The following is a 13,502-nucleotide window of genomic DNA, read 5'->3' on the forward strand; positions in this document are numbered from 1 at the left end:
CCATGCTTGAACTCTACGGAACACAAATCGCGTCGCGCCTTCTTCTCGGCACGGCGCGCTACCCCTCCCCGGCCGTACTGGCGGAGGCCGTCAAACGGTCGCAAACCGGGATCGTGACCGTATCACTGCGCCGGGAAACGGCAGGCGGGCGTAATGGCGGCGCATTCTTCGAGATGATTCGCGAACTCGGCGTTCGCGTCCTTCCCAATACAGCAGGCTGCCACGGCGTATCCGAAGCGGTTCTGACCGCGAAAATGGCGCGCGAGGTCTTTCGGACCAACTGGATCAAGCTCGAGGTGATCGGCAATCACGATACGCTGCAGCCCGACGTCTTCGCGCTGGTGGAGGCGGCGAGAATCCTCACCGATGACGGCTTCGAGGTCTTTCCCTACACGACGGACGATCTCATCGTCGCCGAGCGGCTGCTGGAAGCCGGATGCAAGGTGCTGATGCCCTGGTGCGCGCCGATCGGAACGGCGGCCGGACCGCTCAATCTCTCTGCGCTGCGATCGATGCGGGCACATTTTCCCGAGGTTCCGCTGATCGTGGATGCCGGCATCGGCAGACCTTCGCATGCAGCAACCGTCATGGAGCTCGGCTTCGATGCCGTGCTACTCAATACAGCGGTTGCCGGGGCCGGCGATCCGGTCGCGATGGCGAAAGCCTTCGCCAAGGCCATCGATGCCGGCAGGCAGGCATACGGCGCCGGCATGCTGGAGCCGCGCGATATGGCGGTGCCATCGACACCAGTGATCGGAAAGGCGGTGTTCGCATGACGCTAGATCCCTTCTACCTGATCGTCGATAGCGCCGCCTGGATCAGGCGGTTGGTGCCGCTCGGCGTCAAGCTGGTACAGTTGCGCATCAAGGATCGCTCAACGCCTGAGATCCGCGCCGAAATTCGCGAAGCGAAGGCAATTTGCGCCGCGCATGAGTGCCAAATGATCGTCAACGACTATTGGCAGCTGGCAATCGAGGAGGATTGCGATTTCATCCATCTCGGCCAGGAGGATCTTGCTTCTGCCGATCTCTCCGCCATACGGGATGCCGGATTGAAGCTGGGGCTTTCGACACATGACGAGGCGGAGCTGGAGACGGCGCTTGCTGCCGAACCCGATTATATAGCGCTGGGGCCGATCTATCCGACCGTCCTCAAGATTATGCCCTGGGCACCCCAAGGCCTCGATCGGATCGGCGCGTGGAAGGCGCGCATCGGCAATCGGCCTCTCGTTGCGATCGGCGGCCTGACGGTCGAACGTCTTGCGGCTGTATTCGAGCATGGCGCCGATATCGGTGCGGTCGTAACGGATATCACCCGCAATCCTGACCCCGAATCGCGAACGCTCGAATGGGTGGCGGCGACCCGACAGACGCCTCCAAATTGACAAGATCGCCCCTCAGGAGCCCATGCAAGGGGCTATTTCCAGCCGCTATTGCCCGATGAACGGGCCATTCATTGAATATTCAGCTGAACATAATCATGCTGAAGGCGTTAATTAGATGACTCGCGTATTCGCTGAGCACAAAGACTGCTTTGGAGGTAGTCATGATAAAGAAGACGGTTCTTACGGTTTTGCTGGCCGCTACGGTCGTAGGCGGCGCATTGGCGCCCGTCAGCAGCGCACAGGCACAATATTACGACGGCCATCGCGGTGATTGGCGCGGCCATGACGATTGGCGTCGTCATCACCACCATGGCAATGGAGGCGCGATCGCCGGCGGCGTTGCTGCCGGTCTTCTCGGCGGCCTGCTTGTTGGCGGCGCTCTTGGCAACAGGGGTCCGGTTTACGAAGTCGCCCCGCCGCCGCCCAGATGCTGGTACGAGGATCGCCGCGTCCAGAACGAGTATGACTATGGCTGGCATTACGAGCGCATTCGCGTTTGTAACTAGGCAATTGTAACTAGGCAATAAACGATGCGTCCGCCCGAATGGAGGCATCGTTTGATGGATGATTCGGATTCGCCGGCGGCCGCAACCGCCGGCAAATTTATTTTATGCGGCAAATTATAGTCCGTGCGTCCTCGGATAGGCAGTAAGCTCCGGGAATGTTCGCCCGACGAGGCTTTCTGGCTCAGGCCGCCAGATTTCGACCAGCAACGGATAACAGGGCTCCGTATCGCTCGAATGTTCGCTGCCACAGTCGCCACCGGGGCAGGCGGAGAGCGCACCGAGCAGATCGATCTCCGCGAAGAACTCGAGGAAGTCGCCCGGCCGAACGGGGCTCGCCTTCATGAAATACTGGTGGGTATCGCGCGTAAATCCGGTACACATGAACACGTTCAGCACGTCGTGAACGTGAAACTCGGCCTCCTGGACAGGGATGTTCATTTCCTTGGCGAGCGCGCGTGACAGGTTCGAATGGCAGCAATGGTGATAGTCGTCGCCTTTCAGCAGCCGGTTCGTATAGGGATCGCAGCGCGTGCCGATGACATCGTGGACGCCGGCTCCATCCCTGTCCCAACCATACCAGCCAAGCGTATCATGTGTGATCGTCGCCATTGGCCGCAGATAGGGCAGCGTGCTCCACAGTCGATCGCCGACACCGACATGGGTGGCGTGCAAAGCCCTCGTCTTGCCGCTGAAAAAGCGCTCGGAAAGATCGGCAGCATTCCATAGATTGAGATCGCCCACCTGCGCGCCCTCGACGCTGACAATCCGGAAGAAATGTCCCTTCGGCACGCGAAAACTGCCGCCTTCACGCGGGGGCACGACGGTTTCGCCAATCTTGGTCATTGTTTGCCTTGCCGCGCGCAGCACATCCATATCGACCGGCGGCAGCGTTCCGTTCGGGTAGACGACAACGGGGGGCTTGCCGCGCCGCTCCTCGGCATCGGCGGGTGCGGGCATATCGAAAATACTGTTCATGGCGGCTTTCATTCCTTACCGACTGACAAAAAGACATTCGTTTCGGCAGCACTGTAAGGATACCGGCTCCTTGCGCAACGGTGATCGCGCTTGCGCTTTGGCTAAGTTTTACTTAGCCTGGCGGAATGCAACATGTCCCGCTTGCCTCCCTTCGCGCCTTCGAGGCAGCCATTCGCCATGAGAGCTTTGCCAAGGCGGCAGCTGAGCTCAATCTCACGGCCGCGGGCGTTAGCCAGCATGTGCGTACCTTGGAGGAATGGCTCGGCATCAAGCTCTTTACGCGCCATGCCCGTGGTGTCACGGCGACGATGGCCGGCCGTGAATTCGGGGCTGCCGTGGCAAACGGCCTCGGACATATCGATATCGCCGCCCGGCAGCTGCGGTTTGCCACCAACAGTCGGCCGGTCAGCGTGGCCTGTATTGCTTCTGTCGCCACGCGTTGGCTGATACCCCGGCTGACCGCATTTAAGAAAGAATACCCCGAAATCCAGATCAATATCGTCTACGCGCTCGATGCGAGGACGCCGGAGGAGGCAAGCGTCGATCTTCTGATCCGTCACGGACCAAGACCTTCGACGCATGCCATTTCGCTATTGACGGCCGAAACGCGGCCGACCTGTTCGAGAGAATATGAGCGCCGTCACGGACCGATCAGGACGCCAGCCGATCTCCTTAATCTCGACCTCCTGCACGATGAAACGACGGCCGCATGGACACGCTGGTTCGCCCTCGAAGGTATCCACCAGCCTCCAAGAGCCGGCCCGATCTTTGCCGATTTCGGCTTGATGATCGGCTCGGTCATCGGCGGTCAAGGTGTGGGCCTCTGCCCCTCGGCCTTGATTGGAGAAGAATTGGGCAATGGAACGCTGGTTGCTCTATCCAATACGGCACTGGACACCGATAAATCCTATTGGCTGATCGAAGCCAGCCATCTTTCCAACGATGCTGAAACGTTTCGCAACTGGCTTGTTTCCGTGAACAAGTAGACACCGGAGCAGCATCCCCATCTGCGGTAAGCCAATGTCCTCAGAGGCTTTCAGGGGTAACGGTCAGAAAACGCACCGGTTCGACATCGACGTCGGTATCGATCAGGCCCAGCCGCTTCAGAGTCAGATCGATGGCACGCCGGGCTTGAACCTCCGGAGCCTGATCGAGAACGATCGTCATCAGTCCCTCCTTGAGATAGATGCGCGTCGCATCGGACAATTCATGCCCGACCCAAAAGACCGGCTGCTGACGATATCGGCGCAGGACCGTCGCAATTGCGGCATTGTCGCCGCCGGCGCTATAAAGGCCGATAATATCGGGATATCGGGCGAAGGCGTTGGTCAGCAGCTCGATCGTCTTCATTTCATCGTCCTCATCGAACATGACTTCAACGAAGCGATGCGAGGAGTTCGCATGATCAAGCAGATAGTTGGAAAAGCCGCGGATACGCGCCTTATGGTTCTCATAAGCGCCGCTGTGGCAGAGCGCGACAAAAGTGCCGGAGATATTCGACTGCATACGCGCCATGTAGAAGGCGGCGGTGCGGCCGGCCGCCTCGTTGTCGATGCCGACGTAAGGCAGCTCCAGTGCTGGCCGCGTCATGATCTGCACGACAGGAATGCCGCCGCTGGCAGCCTTGCGGATGCTGCCGACCACATCGGGATGATCGGGCGCAACCACGATCAGGGCGGAGCGCCGTGCCTGTGGATTGGCGATATGACGTGAAAAATCGGCAGGATCGTCTTCTCTGGCGAAAGTCCGCTGGATCTGGATATCCTTGTCGAGCAAGGCGGCGATGCGCTCGAAGGCGCGATTGAGCCTTGAATAGAAATAGGTTTCAGGCCGCAGCAGCACGACCTCGATGCGCACCAGACCGTGCCTGATCCCCGCAGGCGGCGTGCGGTAACCGAGCCGCTTGGCGGCGATGAAGATCTTCTCCGCCGTCTCCGGCAAAACATTGCCGCGGCCATTGAGCGCACGCTCGACGGTGGCTGCTCCCACACCCGCGGCCGCCGCCACATCCTTCAACGTAACCTTGGCCACGCTTTCCTCATTTTCCAAACCGATGATCAGATTTGATCATGGATTCGCAGCAGATGAAAGAGGGAGAATCTCAGCCGAAGCGAGCGACAAGAAAATCGATGACGCTGCGCAGCATGGCCGTTGGACGCCGGTCCGGCGCATAGACAAGGTGCATCGGTGTCGGTTGGTACGACCACAGAGGTAGGACCGGCTCAAGCCGGCCGGCATCGAGATCGGCCGCCAGGAGCAGTTCCGGCTGCAGCACGATGCCGGCTCCGTGCAGAGCGGCAACGCGCAAAGCCCCGCCCTGGTTGGTGGTGAACCTGCCCCTGATGGCGATCTCACGCGTTTCCCCGTCTGGACCGACGAGATGCCAGCGCCCCTGCAGTCGCCAGTAGGAATGACCGAGGCACATATGATTGGCAAGCTCCTCGGGGCTTTGCGGCCTGCCGCACCGATCCAGATAATCCGGCGACGCCGCAAGAATGCGCCGATAGGGTTTTAACGGACGCGCCACGAGATTGGTGTCCGTCAGATCGCCGATATGAATGCCGAGTTCGTAGCCTTCGCCGATCATATCATGCGGATTGTTGTCGAGCGCCAGATCGACACTGACCTCAAGATTCTCATGCAGATAGTCGACAAGCGCCGGCACGAGGCTTTGCGTTCCGAAACTGACGGGGGCGACGAGCCGCAGGCGCCCGCGCGGCGCCGATTGCAGTTCGGAGGCCGATTGCTCGGCGAGCTCTACCTCCGCCAGCGCCGTCTTGCAGCGCTCGTAATAAAGCTTGCCGACCTCGGTCAGCTGATGACGGCGTGTGGTGCGGTGGAGGAGGCGCGCACCGAGCCGCTGTTCGATCGTCCTCACATGTTTGGCAACCATGGCCGGCGACACCTGGCTTATATCGCCAGCGGCGGCAAAACTGCCCTGTTCGACCACCCTGACGAACATCACCATTCCCGCCAACTTGTCCATGATTACATACCCACAGGTTCGGAATGAAGCAAACGGAAGCGTATTTATCGCCAAATGGTTTTGCAAGATAGTCCGTGGGCGCCGAAGATCCGGCGATAATTGCTCAAGGAGTTGCCATGCCCATCCTGCGCTTGGAAATGCATCCCGGCCGCACGCAAGACCAGAAGCGCGCTTTCGTTCGCGAAGCGACCAAAGCCGTTGTGGAAACACTCGTCTGCCCACCGGAATCGGTGGAAATCATCATTACCGAGATTTCGAAAGAGTCCTGGGCGACAGCAGGAAAGCTGAAATCGGATAGCTGAAACGACCCGATTTCGTGATCGCGGCCTGGCGGTTTTTATTCGACCGTCAGGCCTCGTTTGGCGCTAGGCTCTGCCGCCCCCAGGCTTCGGCCCAATCCATCAAACGCGCCATCTCCTGCTTGAGAGCATGCGAACGGATAATATCGGCGGCGTGGCTCAGATTGCTGCGCGGATTGTAGAATGCGCCGATCTCTTCGCCGCTCTCCCGCCTTGCCGCCTCCAGGCGACGCTTCATTTCCTCGACTTCGGCCTTCACCGCAAAGTACCGTTTCATGACCTCGACAAGGTCACGGTCGCCTGCACTGGTCTCCATGCGTACTCCATCCTACTTATTTTAGCGTCTCGCAATGATCCGATTCGAATGGCGAAATCTAGGTCATTGTTTAGCCGGCAAGATAGATCGGGTGGCGAAGCCCTACGCGGCGGATGGAAAGGCGGATGAAATGAGAAACGGAATTACGACCAGTTTTCCTTGACCGACTGCATCACCACATTGGTCGAAGTGCTTGCGACGAAAGGCAGGCTGGAAATTTTCTCGCCAAGAACGATGCGGTAGCGGCGAATATCCGAGGTTCGCACCTTGAGGAGGTAATCGAAGCGGCCGGCGATCATGTGGCACTCTTCGATTTCCTTGATTTTCTTGATGGCATTGTTGAAGCTGAGCAAGGCCTCCTCACGGGTATCCGTGAGTTTCACTTCCGCAAAGGCGACGTGATCGAGACCAAGCTTGATCGGATTGAGGATGGCCTTGAAGCCGTCGATATAACCGGAATCGATCAGTTTCTTGAGGCGTGCCTGGCAGGGAGTCTTGGAGAGGCCGACCCGCTCGGAAAGCTCCGTGATCGACATACGGCCGTCTTCGACGAGGGCGTCGAGGATCTTTTGGTCGAACTGGTCAATTTCACTGGATTTGGTCATTTTTGCAGGCATTCCTATTTGAAATAAGCGCTATTGAAGTTCAATATGACTGGAAAGCCGCAGTTTCAAGGCGGAACGCTTTTTTGGAATGAAGTATGTTCTCGTCGAAGCAACGGGAGGGCTACGGGTGGCGATATCGCTGACCTCAGCTCAAACCATTGGGTCCCTTGCACCTTGAGGTTATCATGACTGTCTCTGCCAAGCTTGCCACTGAAGAACCAGCTCCAGATGCTGCCCCATTTTCGCATTTTGCACCGCCCATTCGTGAGCAGAGCCCGCTTCGCCAGGCGATCACTGCCGCCTACCGGCGTCCCGAAACCGAATGCCTGCCTGCCCTGCTCGAGGCGGCCACCCTGCCGGAAACGACTCGCGAGGCGACAAGGAAAACGGCCAAGAAACTGATCGAAGCGCTGCGCGCCAAGCACAAGGGCGACGGCGTCGAAGGACTAGTGCACGAATATTCGCTGTCGAGCCAGGAAGGTGTGGCGCTGATGTGCCTTGCCGAGGCACTGCTGCGCATCCCGGACACCGCAACGCGCGATGCGCTGATCCGTGACAAGATCGCCGGCGGCGACTGGAAGTCGCATATCGGCGGTGGCCGCTCGATGTTCGTCAATGCCGCGACCTGGGGCCTCGTCGTGACAGGCAAATTGACCTCGACGGTCAACGAAGGCGGCCTTTCCGCCGCATTGACAAAGCTGATCGCCCGCGCCGGCGAGCCGGTCATCCGGCGTGGCGTCGACATGGCCATGCGCATGATGGGCGAGCAATTCGTCACCGGCGAGACCATCGATGAAGCATTGAAGCGAGCACGTGCGCTCGAAGCAAAGGGCTTCCGCTATTCTTACGACATGCTCGGCGAAGCGGCGACGACCCACGCCGATGCCGAGCGCTATTATCGCGACTATGAAAACGCCATCCATGCGATCGGCAAGGCCTCGGCTGGCCGTGGCATCTATGAAGGCCCCGGCATCTCCATCAAGCTCTCCGCACTGCACCCGCGCTATTCGCGTTCGCAGGCCGACAGGGTGATGGGCGAACTTCTACCGAAGGTGAAGGCGTTGGCGCTGCTCTCCAAGCGTTATGATATCGGCCTGAACATCGACGCCGAGGAAGCCGACAGGCTGGAGCTGTCGCTGGACCTTCTGGAAGAACTGTGCCTCGATCCGGATCTGTCCGGCTGGGATGGCATCGGCTTCGTCGTCCAGGCCTATGGCAAACGTTGCCCCTTCGTCCTCGATTTCATCATCGATCTTGCCCGCCGCTCCGGGCATCGCCTCATGGTCCGTCTCGTCAAGGGCGCTTATTGGGACGCCGAGATCAAGCGCGCGCAGTTGGACGGCCTCGAAGGTTTCCCCGTCTATACCCGCAAGATCTACACCGACGTTTCCTATATCGCCTGCGCCAAGAAGCTCCTGGCCGCGACCGACGTAGTGTTTCCGCAATTTGCGACCCACAACGCCCAGAGTCTGGCCACCATCTACCATATGGCTGGCGACGACTTTGCGGTCGGCAAATACGAATTCCAGTGCCTGCACGGCATGGGCGAGCCGCTCTATGAAGAGGTCGTGGGAGCCGAAAATCTCAATCGCCCCTGCCGGATCTACGCGCCAGTCGGCACCCATGAAACGTTGCTCGCCTATCTTGTCCGCCGCCTGCTCGAAAACGGCGCCAACTCCTCGTTCGTCAACAAGATCGCCGACCCTGCCGTCCCGGTATCCGAGCTGATCGCCGATCCCGCCGAGATCGTGCGCAACATGACGGTTGTCGGCGCGCAGCACGAGAAGATCGCTCTCCCGGCCGATTTGTTCGGCGGCGCGCGACGGAATTCCGCTGGTGTCGATCTCTCAAATGAAACGGCGCTCAACGATCTCTCTGCGCAGCTGCAAGCCTCCGCAGCCAAAGACTGGACCGCCAAGCCACTTCTCGCCGACCGCTCCGAACGTGGCGTGACCCGTGCAGTTCTCAATCCTGCCGACCATGCGGACCTCGTTGGCCATGTCACCGAACTGGAGCCGGAAGATGCGCCCGACGTCATGCGGCTTGCCGCCGCGGCAGCCGAGGGTTGGGCCGCGGTGAGCCCCGCAGAGCGGGCCGCCATCCTTGAACGCGCCGCCGAGCTCATGCAGAGCGAGATGCCTGCTCTCGTCGGCCTGACCATCCGCGAAGCCGGCAAATCGGCCGCAAACGCCGTCGGTGAAATCCGGGAAGCTATCGACTTCCTTCGCTATTATGCCGCGCAGGCACGCCAGGTGCTGAAGCCGGAGAGCGTGCCGCTCGGCCCTGTCGTCTGCATCAGCCCATGGAACTTCCCGCTGGCGATCTTCACCGGTCAGGTTGCGGCCGCGCTGGTCGCCGGCAATCCGGTCGTCGCCAAGCCGGCCGGCAATACGCCGCTGATTGCAGCGCAGGGCGTCCGCATCCTGCACGAGGCCGGCATCCCGCGCGATGTCCTGCAGTTTGTCCCCGGCAGCGGCAGAACGGGGGCAGCCCTCGTCGGTGCTCCTGAAACGGCCGGCGTCATGTTCACAGGCTCGACGGAAGTTGCTCGCCTGATCCAGGCTCAGCTTGCCGAACGGCTCTCCAAATTCGGCAAGCCGATCCCGTTGATCGCAGAAACCGGCGGGCAGAACGGCATGATCGTCGACTCCTCCGCCCTTGCCGAACAGGTCGTCGGCGATGTCATCGCCTCGGCCTTCGACAGTGCCGGCCAGCGCTGCTCGGCCCTGCGCGTCCTTTGCCTGCAGGAGGAAGTCGCGGACCGTACCCTGAACATGCTGCGCGGCGCCCTTCGCGAGCTCTCGGTCGGCCGGACCGATCGGCTTGCCGTCGATATCGGCCCCGTCATCGACGACAACGCCAAGCGCGGCATCGATGAACATATCGAACGCATGCGCAAGCTCGGCTGCAATGTCGAACAGCTCGACCTTCCCGAAAACGCTGCCAAGGGTACCTTCGTCGCTCCCACCATCATCGAGCTGAAGAAGCTGAGCGATCTGAAGCGCGAGGTATTCGGCCCGGTCCTTCACATCATGCGCTATCAGCGCAAGGGGCTCGACAAGCTGATTGCCGATATCAACGCCTCGGGCTACGGCTTGACCTTCGGCCTGCACACCCGGCTTGACGATACGATCGCCCATGTGACCGAGCGCGTGCGGGCTGGCAATCTTTATGTCAACCGCAACATCATCGGCGCCGTCGTCGGCGTCCAGCCCTTCGGTGGCCGCGGTCTTTCCGGCACAGGCCCGAAGGCAGGCGGTCCGATGTATCTGCGTCGCCTCGTCGCCTCGCCGACCGAACCGTTACGCGATGCCTCCGTACAAGCCGACCCCACCGCCCAGCGGTTCGTCGCCTGGCTCGAAAGCAAGGGTGCTGTGGATGCGGCCAAACAGGCCCGTGCCGTCGCCAGCCAGTCGTCGCTCGGCTTCAATACCGAACTGCAAGGCCCAGTCGGCGAGCTGAATCTCTATGCTCTGCATCCGCGCGGAAGAATCCTGCTTGCTCCGCAGACAGCACTTGGCTTGCATGTCCAAATCGCCGCAGCGCTAGCGACAGGCAATTCGATGGTCATCGATGCGTCATCGGACCTGCAGGAAGAGCTTCATGGCCTGCCTGCGCAGGTCGCAAATCGCATTTCCTGGACGAAAGACTGGGCGGCGGATGGACCATTTGCCGGCGCCTTGATCGAGGGCGATGCCGAGCGGATACAGCAGGCGATCAAGGTGATTTCGGCAATTCCAGGTCCGCTGGTTCTCGCCCAGGCGGCCTCGAGCGAAGAAATCGCTAAAAACGCCGACGCCTATTGCCTGAATTGGCTGCTTGAAGAGGTAACAACATCGATCAATACGGCGGCTGCAGGCGGCAATGCCAGCCTGATGACGATCGGCTAAAACTAATGGCGATCTAGAACACGGCGGCCAGACCGGCAGGTCTCGGCCGCCGCTTCGTTTCATGGCGTGCATTCTGCAGTGACCCGCCAATTCGCTGCGGCCCTCACCCAGCTTCTCGCCTCCTTCTTTGCCGTGCAGAAATTTTTGAGAAAAGCTTTTCTCTAGTTGACTCCTTCGCTGAGAAAAGCTTTTCTCATGAAAATTGATTGGGAGAAGACATCTGGAAAATCAGCGTGCGAAAAGCGGACGCGCAACGATTCACGACGTTGCAGCGGCTGCAGGCGTGAGCATTTCAACGGCATCCAAGGCCTTGAACAATACCGGCCGCATGGGCGACGACACACGCGAAAGGGTCAAGCGCGCCGCCGCCGAAATCGGCTTCCGTCCGAATGCCTTGGCCAAGGGATTGCTCAGCAATCGCACCTTCACGATCGGTCTTCTGACCAACGATACATATGGTCGCTTCACGCTGCCGGTCATGGCCGGCATCACGGAGGCGCTCGTCGATCACGGCGTCTCGGTCTTTCTTTGCACGATCGAGGACGATCCGGCACTTGGAAAGGTTCATGTGGACGCCATGTTGGACAAGCATGTGGATGGTATCATCGCGTCGGGGAAGCGGATCGACCGCCGTCTGCCGGTGGATCTGTCCAATCTACCGGTTCCGGTCATCTATGCCTTCACTGAAGGCGCACCGGGAAGCGTCACCTTCTGCGCCGACGACTATCAGGGGGCTGCCCTTGCTGTCGAATGGTTGCAGGGGCTCGGCCGAAGCCGGATCGCCCATGTGACCGGCCCGGAAAGCTTCGTTTCGGTGCGTGAACGCGCCAAGGCCTATCGCGACCTCGCCGGAGACGGGCTGCCGGTCATGTACGGTACATGGTCCGAGGCCTGGGGGCACCACGCCGTCGCACAGCTTTGGAGCGTGGCTGGAGCAAAGCCGGACGCGATCTTCTGCGGCAACGACCAGATCGCCCGCGCGGTCGTCGATGCGCTGCGTGAGCGCGGCATACGGGTGCCGGAAGATGTCTCGGTGGTGGGTTTCGATAATTGGGAAATCGTCGCCGCACAGACCCGGCCGCCGCTGACGACGGTCGACATGAATCTCAAGGCGCTTGGCCGCGAGGCCGGGCTGACGGTTCTCGCGCTTGCGGAGGGACGCAGCGTCGAACCGGGTATCAGAACTTTGCCGTGCGAACTTATCGTCCGGCAATCATGCGGGGGAAGCCCCGGTCGTTGATTAAAGGAAAAGGGGCTGACGGGAGTAGCCCCATGGGAGGAGAACATGATGAAGCGATTTCTGGCCGCAACTGGCCTTATATCCTTGTGCCTTGCATCCGCCGCATCCGCCGAAAACATCTCCATGTGGGTTCGAAGCGGCATCGGCGATTCCTTCAAGAAGGTCGTCGAGGCCTATAATGCCGGCCATGAGGACAAGGTCACGCTGACCGAAGTGCCCTTTGCCGAACTCGTGCAGAAATATGCGACGGCCATTGCTGGCGGCCAGGCGCCCGACGCTCTGTCGATGGACCTCATCTATACGCCGGCTTTCGCCGCCGCCGGTCAGCTCGAGGATCTGACGGACTGGGCAAAGAGCCTGCCCTATTTCAATTCGCTGTCGCCCTCGCATGTGAAGCTAGGCACCTATGACGGTCACATCTATGGCCTGCCCCTATCCGTCGAAACCTCGGTTTTCGCCTGGAACAAGGATCTCTACAAGAAGGCCGGCCTCGACCCTGAAAAGGCTCCGACCACATGGGAGGAGATTACGAACAACGCCGAAAAGATCCGCGCGCTCGGTGGCGATACCTATGGGTTCTATTTCTCCGGCGGCGGCTGTGGCGGCTGCATGATCTTCACCTTCACGCCGCTCGTTTGGGGTGCCGGCGCCGACATTCTCTCGGAAGACGGCAAGAAGGCGACGCTCGACACGCCGCAAATGCGCAAGGCGGTCGACATCTACCGCAACATGGTCAAGAAGGATCTGGTGCCGGCGGGTGCCGCAAGCGACACAGGCGCCAATTTCCTCAGCATCAGCAACGGCAAGATCGGACAGCAGAGCATCGGCGCCTTTTCGATCGGCACACTGATCACGCAATATCCCGATATCCATTTCGGCGTGACGCTGATCCCCGGCATCGACGGCAAGCCGTCCTCTTTTGCCGGCGGCGACAATTTCGTCATCTCCAAGGGCACGAAGAAGCTCGATGCCGTCAAGAAGTTCCTCGAATACACCTATTCGCTCGACGGACAGAAGATCATGGCGAAATACGGCAGCCTGCCGACGCGCGGCGATATCGCCGATCAGGTGCTTCAGGGCCTGGATCCGCGCATGCAGGTCGGGCTGAAGGCGATCGCCGTCGCCAAGACGCCCTATACGCTGCAGTTCAACGACTTGATCAACAGCGCCAACGGACCATGGGCCGGTTTTACCAACGCAGCCATCTTCGGAAGCGACGTCGATGGCGCATTCTCCAATGCCCAATCGGAGATGCAGTCGATCATCGATAACGCCCAACAATAGTAAACTCACCCGCGCCG

The 13,502-nt window shown here is 60.1% G+C and carries 13 protein-coding genes; 8 read left to right on the forward strand and 5 right to left on the reverse strand.

The window, feature by feature from the left end; all coding sequences use genetic code 11:
* The first annotated feature begins 2 nt into the window (after nt 1–2).
* The 3 genes from AC13RE_RS17375 to AC13RE_RS17385 all read left to right on the forward strand — a co-directional run bounded on the left by AC13RE_RS17375 (nt 3) and on the right by AC13RE_RS17385 (nt 1,890).
* Nucleotides 3–776 carry a thiazole synthase gene (locus tag AC13RE_RS17375; protein ID WP_488563844.1) on the forward strand — a complete coding sequence of 258 codons (774 nt, stop codon included), beginning with the start codon at nt 3–5 and terminating at the stop codon, nt 774–776.
* Entirely contained in the window at nt 773–1,384 is a 612-nt protein-coding gene (locus AC13RE_RS17380; RefSeq protein ID WP_488563845.1) for a thiamine phosphate synthase, read from the forward strand. Before AC13RE_RS17375 ends, AC13RE_RS17380 begins: the two co-directional genes overlap by 4 nt.
* Nucleotides 1,385–1,545: 161 nt before the next feature.
* Nucleotides 1,546–1,890 (forward strand): hypothetical protein, encoded by a 345-nt coding sequence (locus AC13RE_RS17385; protein ID WP_132717953.1) that lies wholly within the window; start codon nt 1,546–1,548, stop codon nt 1,888–1,890.
* Between the two features lie 114 nt (nt 1,891–2,004).
* Here the strand turns inward: AC13RE_RS17385 and AC13RE_RS17390 are convergent, their stop codons facing one another.
* A complete protein-coding gene (locus AC13RE_RS17390) occupies nt 2,005–2,865 on the reverse strand; it encodes an urea carboxylase-associated family protein (RefSeq protein WP_488563846.1) in 861 nt (286 codons plus the stop codon).
* Between the two features lie 125 nt (nt 2,866–2,990).
* Between AC13RE_RS17390 and AC13RE_RS17395 the strand changes: the two genes are divergently transcribed.
* Complete coding sequence (locus AC13RE_RS17395) at nt 2,991–3,851, forward strand: LysR substrate-binding domain-containing protein (RefSeq protein ID WP_488563847.1); 861 nt, start codon at nt 2,991–2,993, stop codon at nt 3,849–3,851.
* Between the two features lie 40 nt (nt 3,852–3,891).
* Here the strand turns inward: AC13RE_RS17395 and AC13RE_RS17400 are convergent, their stop codons facing one another.
* Both AC13RE_RS17400 and AC13RE_RS17405 read right to left on the reverse strand, forming a co-directional pair.
* The gene (locus AC13RE_RS17400; protein WP_488563848.1) at nt 3,892–4,896 is read right to left on the reverse strand and encodes a LacI family DNA-binding transcriptional regulator; all 1,005 of its coding nucleotides are present in this window, start codon (nt 4,894–4,896) and stop codon (nt 3,892–3,894) included.
* 70 nt (nt 4,897–4,966) lie between these two features.
* Nucleotides 4,967–5,851 (reverse strand): LysR family transcriptional regulator, encoded by an 885-nt coding sequence (locus AC13RE_RS17405; protein WP_488563849.1) that lies wholly within the window; start codon nt 5,849–5,851, stop codon nt 4,967–4,969.
* A gap of 116 nt (nt 5,852–5,967) precedes the next feature.
* Between AC13RE_RS17405 and AC13RE_RS17410 the strand changes: the two genes are divergently transcribed.
* Complete coding sequence (locus AC13RE_RS17410; protein WP_488563850.1) at nt 5,968–6,153, forward strand: 4-oxalocrotonate tautomerase; 186 nt, start codon at nt 5,968–5,970, stop codon at nt 6,151–6,153.
* Nucleotides 6,154–6,199: 46 nt separating this feature from the next.
* Here AC13RE_RS17410 and AC13RE_RS17415 read toward each other — a convergent pair whose 3' ends face one another.
* Nucleotides 6,200–6,466 (reverse strand): hypothetical protein, encoded by a 267-nt coding sequence (locus tag AC13RE_RS17415; protein ID WP_488563851.1) that lies wholly within the window; start codon nt 6,464–6,466, stop codon nt 6,200–6,202.
* 143 nt (nt 6,467–6,609) lie between these two features.
* Nucleotides 6,610–7,071 (reverse strand): Lrp/AsnC family transcriptional regulator, encoded by a 462-nt coding sequence (locus tag AC13RE_RS17420; protein ID WP_015342703.1) that lies wholly within the window; start codon nt 7,069–7,071, stop codon nt 6,610–6,612.
* A 185-nt stretch (nt 7,072–7,256) separates the two neighbouring features.
* Between AC13RE_RS17420 and putA the strand changes: the two genes are divergently transcribed.
* The 3 genes from putA (at nt 7,257) to AC13RE_RS17435 (ending at nt 13,485) form a co-directional block, all read left to right on the forward strand.
* Entirely contained in the window at nt 7,257–10,961 is a 3,705-nt protein-coding gene (putA, locus tag AC13RE_RS17425; protein ID WP_488563852.1) for a trifunctional transcriptional regulator/proline dehydrogenase/L-glutamate gamma-semialdehyde dehydrogenase, read from the forward strand.
* A gap of 283 nt (nt 10,962–11,244) precedes the next feature.
* Entirely contained in the window at nt 11,245–12,201 is a 957-nt protein-coding gene (locus AC13RE_RS17430) for a LacI family DNA-binding transcriptional regulator (protein WP_488563853.1), read from the forward strand.
* Between the two features lie 45 nt (nt 12,202–12,246).
* Nucleotides 12,247–13,485 carry an ABC transporter substrate-binding protein gene (locus tag AC13RE_RS17435; protein WP_488563854.1) on the forward strand — a complete coding sequence of 413 codons (1,239 nt, stop codon included), beginning with the start codon at nt 12,247–12,249 and terminating at the stop codon, nt 13,483–13,485.
* Nucleotides 13,486–13,502 lie beyond the last annotated feature (17 nt).

Source organism: Martinezella sp. CNPSo 3959 (assembly GCF_057784355.1).

What these genes read in the sequence shown, in the direction of transcription:
- putA (WP_488563852.1), top strand. Translation starts at nt 7,257, where the DNA reads ATGACTGTCTCTGCCAAGCTTGCCACTGAAGAACCAGCTCCAGATGCT.
- AC13RE_RS17380 (WP_488563845.1), top strand. Translation starts at nt 773, where the DNA reads ATGACGCTAGATCCCTTCTACCTGATCGTCGATAGCGCCGCCTGGATC.
- AC13RE_RS17385 (WP_132717953.1), top strand. Translation starts at nt 1,546, where the DNA reads ATGATAAAGAAGACGGTTCTTACGGTTTTGCTGGCCGCTACGGTCGTA.
- AC13RE_RS17375 (WP_488563844.1), top strand. Translation starts at nt 3, where the DNA reads ATGCTTGAACTCTACGGAACACAAATCGCGTCGCGCCTTCTTCTCGGC.
- AC13RE_RS17410 (WP_488563850.1), top strand. Translation starts at nt 5,968, where the DNA reads ATGCCCATCCTGCGCTTGGAAATGCATCCCGGCCGCACGCAAGACCAG.
- AC13RE_RS17415 (WP_488563851.1), bottom strand. Translation starts at nt 6,466, where the DNA reads ATGGAGACCAGTGCAGGCGACCGTGACCTTGTCGAGGTCATGAAACGG.
- AC13RE_RS17435 (WP_488563854.1), top strand. Translation starts at nt 12,247, where the DNA reads ATGATGAAGCGATTTCTGGCCGCAACTGGCCTTATATCCTTGTGCCTT.
- AC13RE_RS17405 (WP_488563849.1), bottom strand. Translation starts at nt 5,851, where the DNA reads ATGGACAAGTTGGCGGGAATGGTGATGTTCGTCAGGGTGGTCGAACAG.
- AC13RE_RS17395 (WP_488563847.1), top strand. Translation starts at nt 2,991, where the DNA reads ATGCAACATGTCCCGCTTGCCTCCCTTCGCGCCTTCGAGGCAGCCATT.
- AC13RE_RS17390 (WP_488563846.1), bottom strand. Translation starts at nt 2,865, where the DNA reads ATGAACAGTATTTTCGATATGCCCGCACCCGCCGATGCCGAGGAGCGG.
- AC13RE_RS17420 (WP_015342703.1), bottom strand. Translation starts at nt 7,071, where the DNA reads ATGACCAAATCCAGTGAAATTGACCAGTTCGACCAAAAGATCCTCGAC.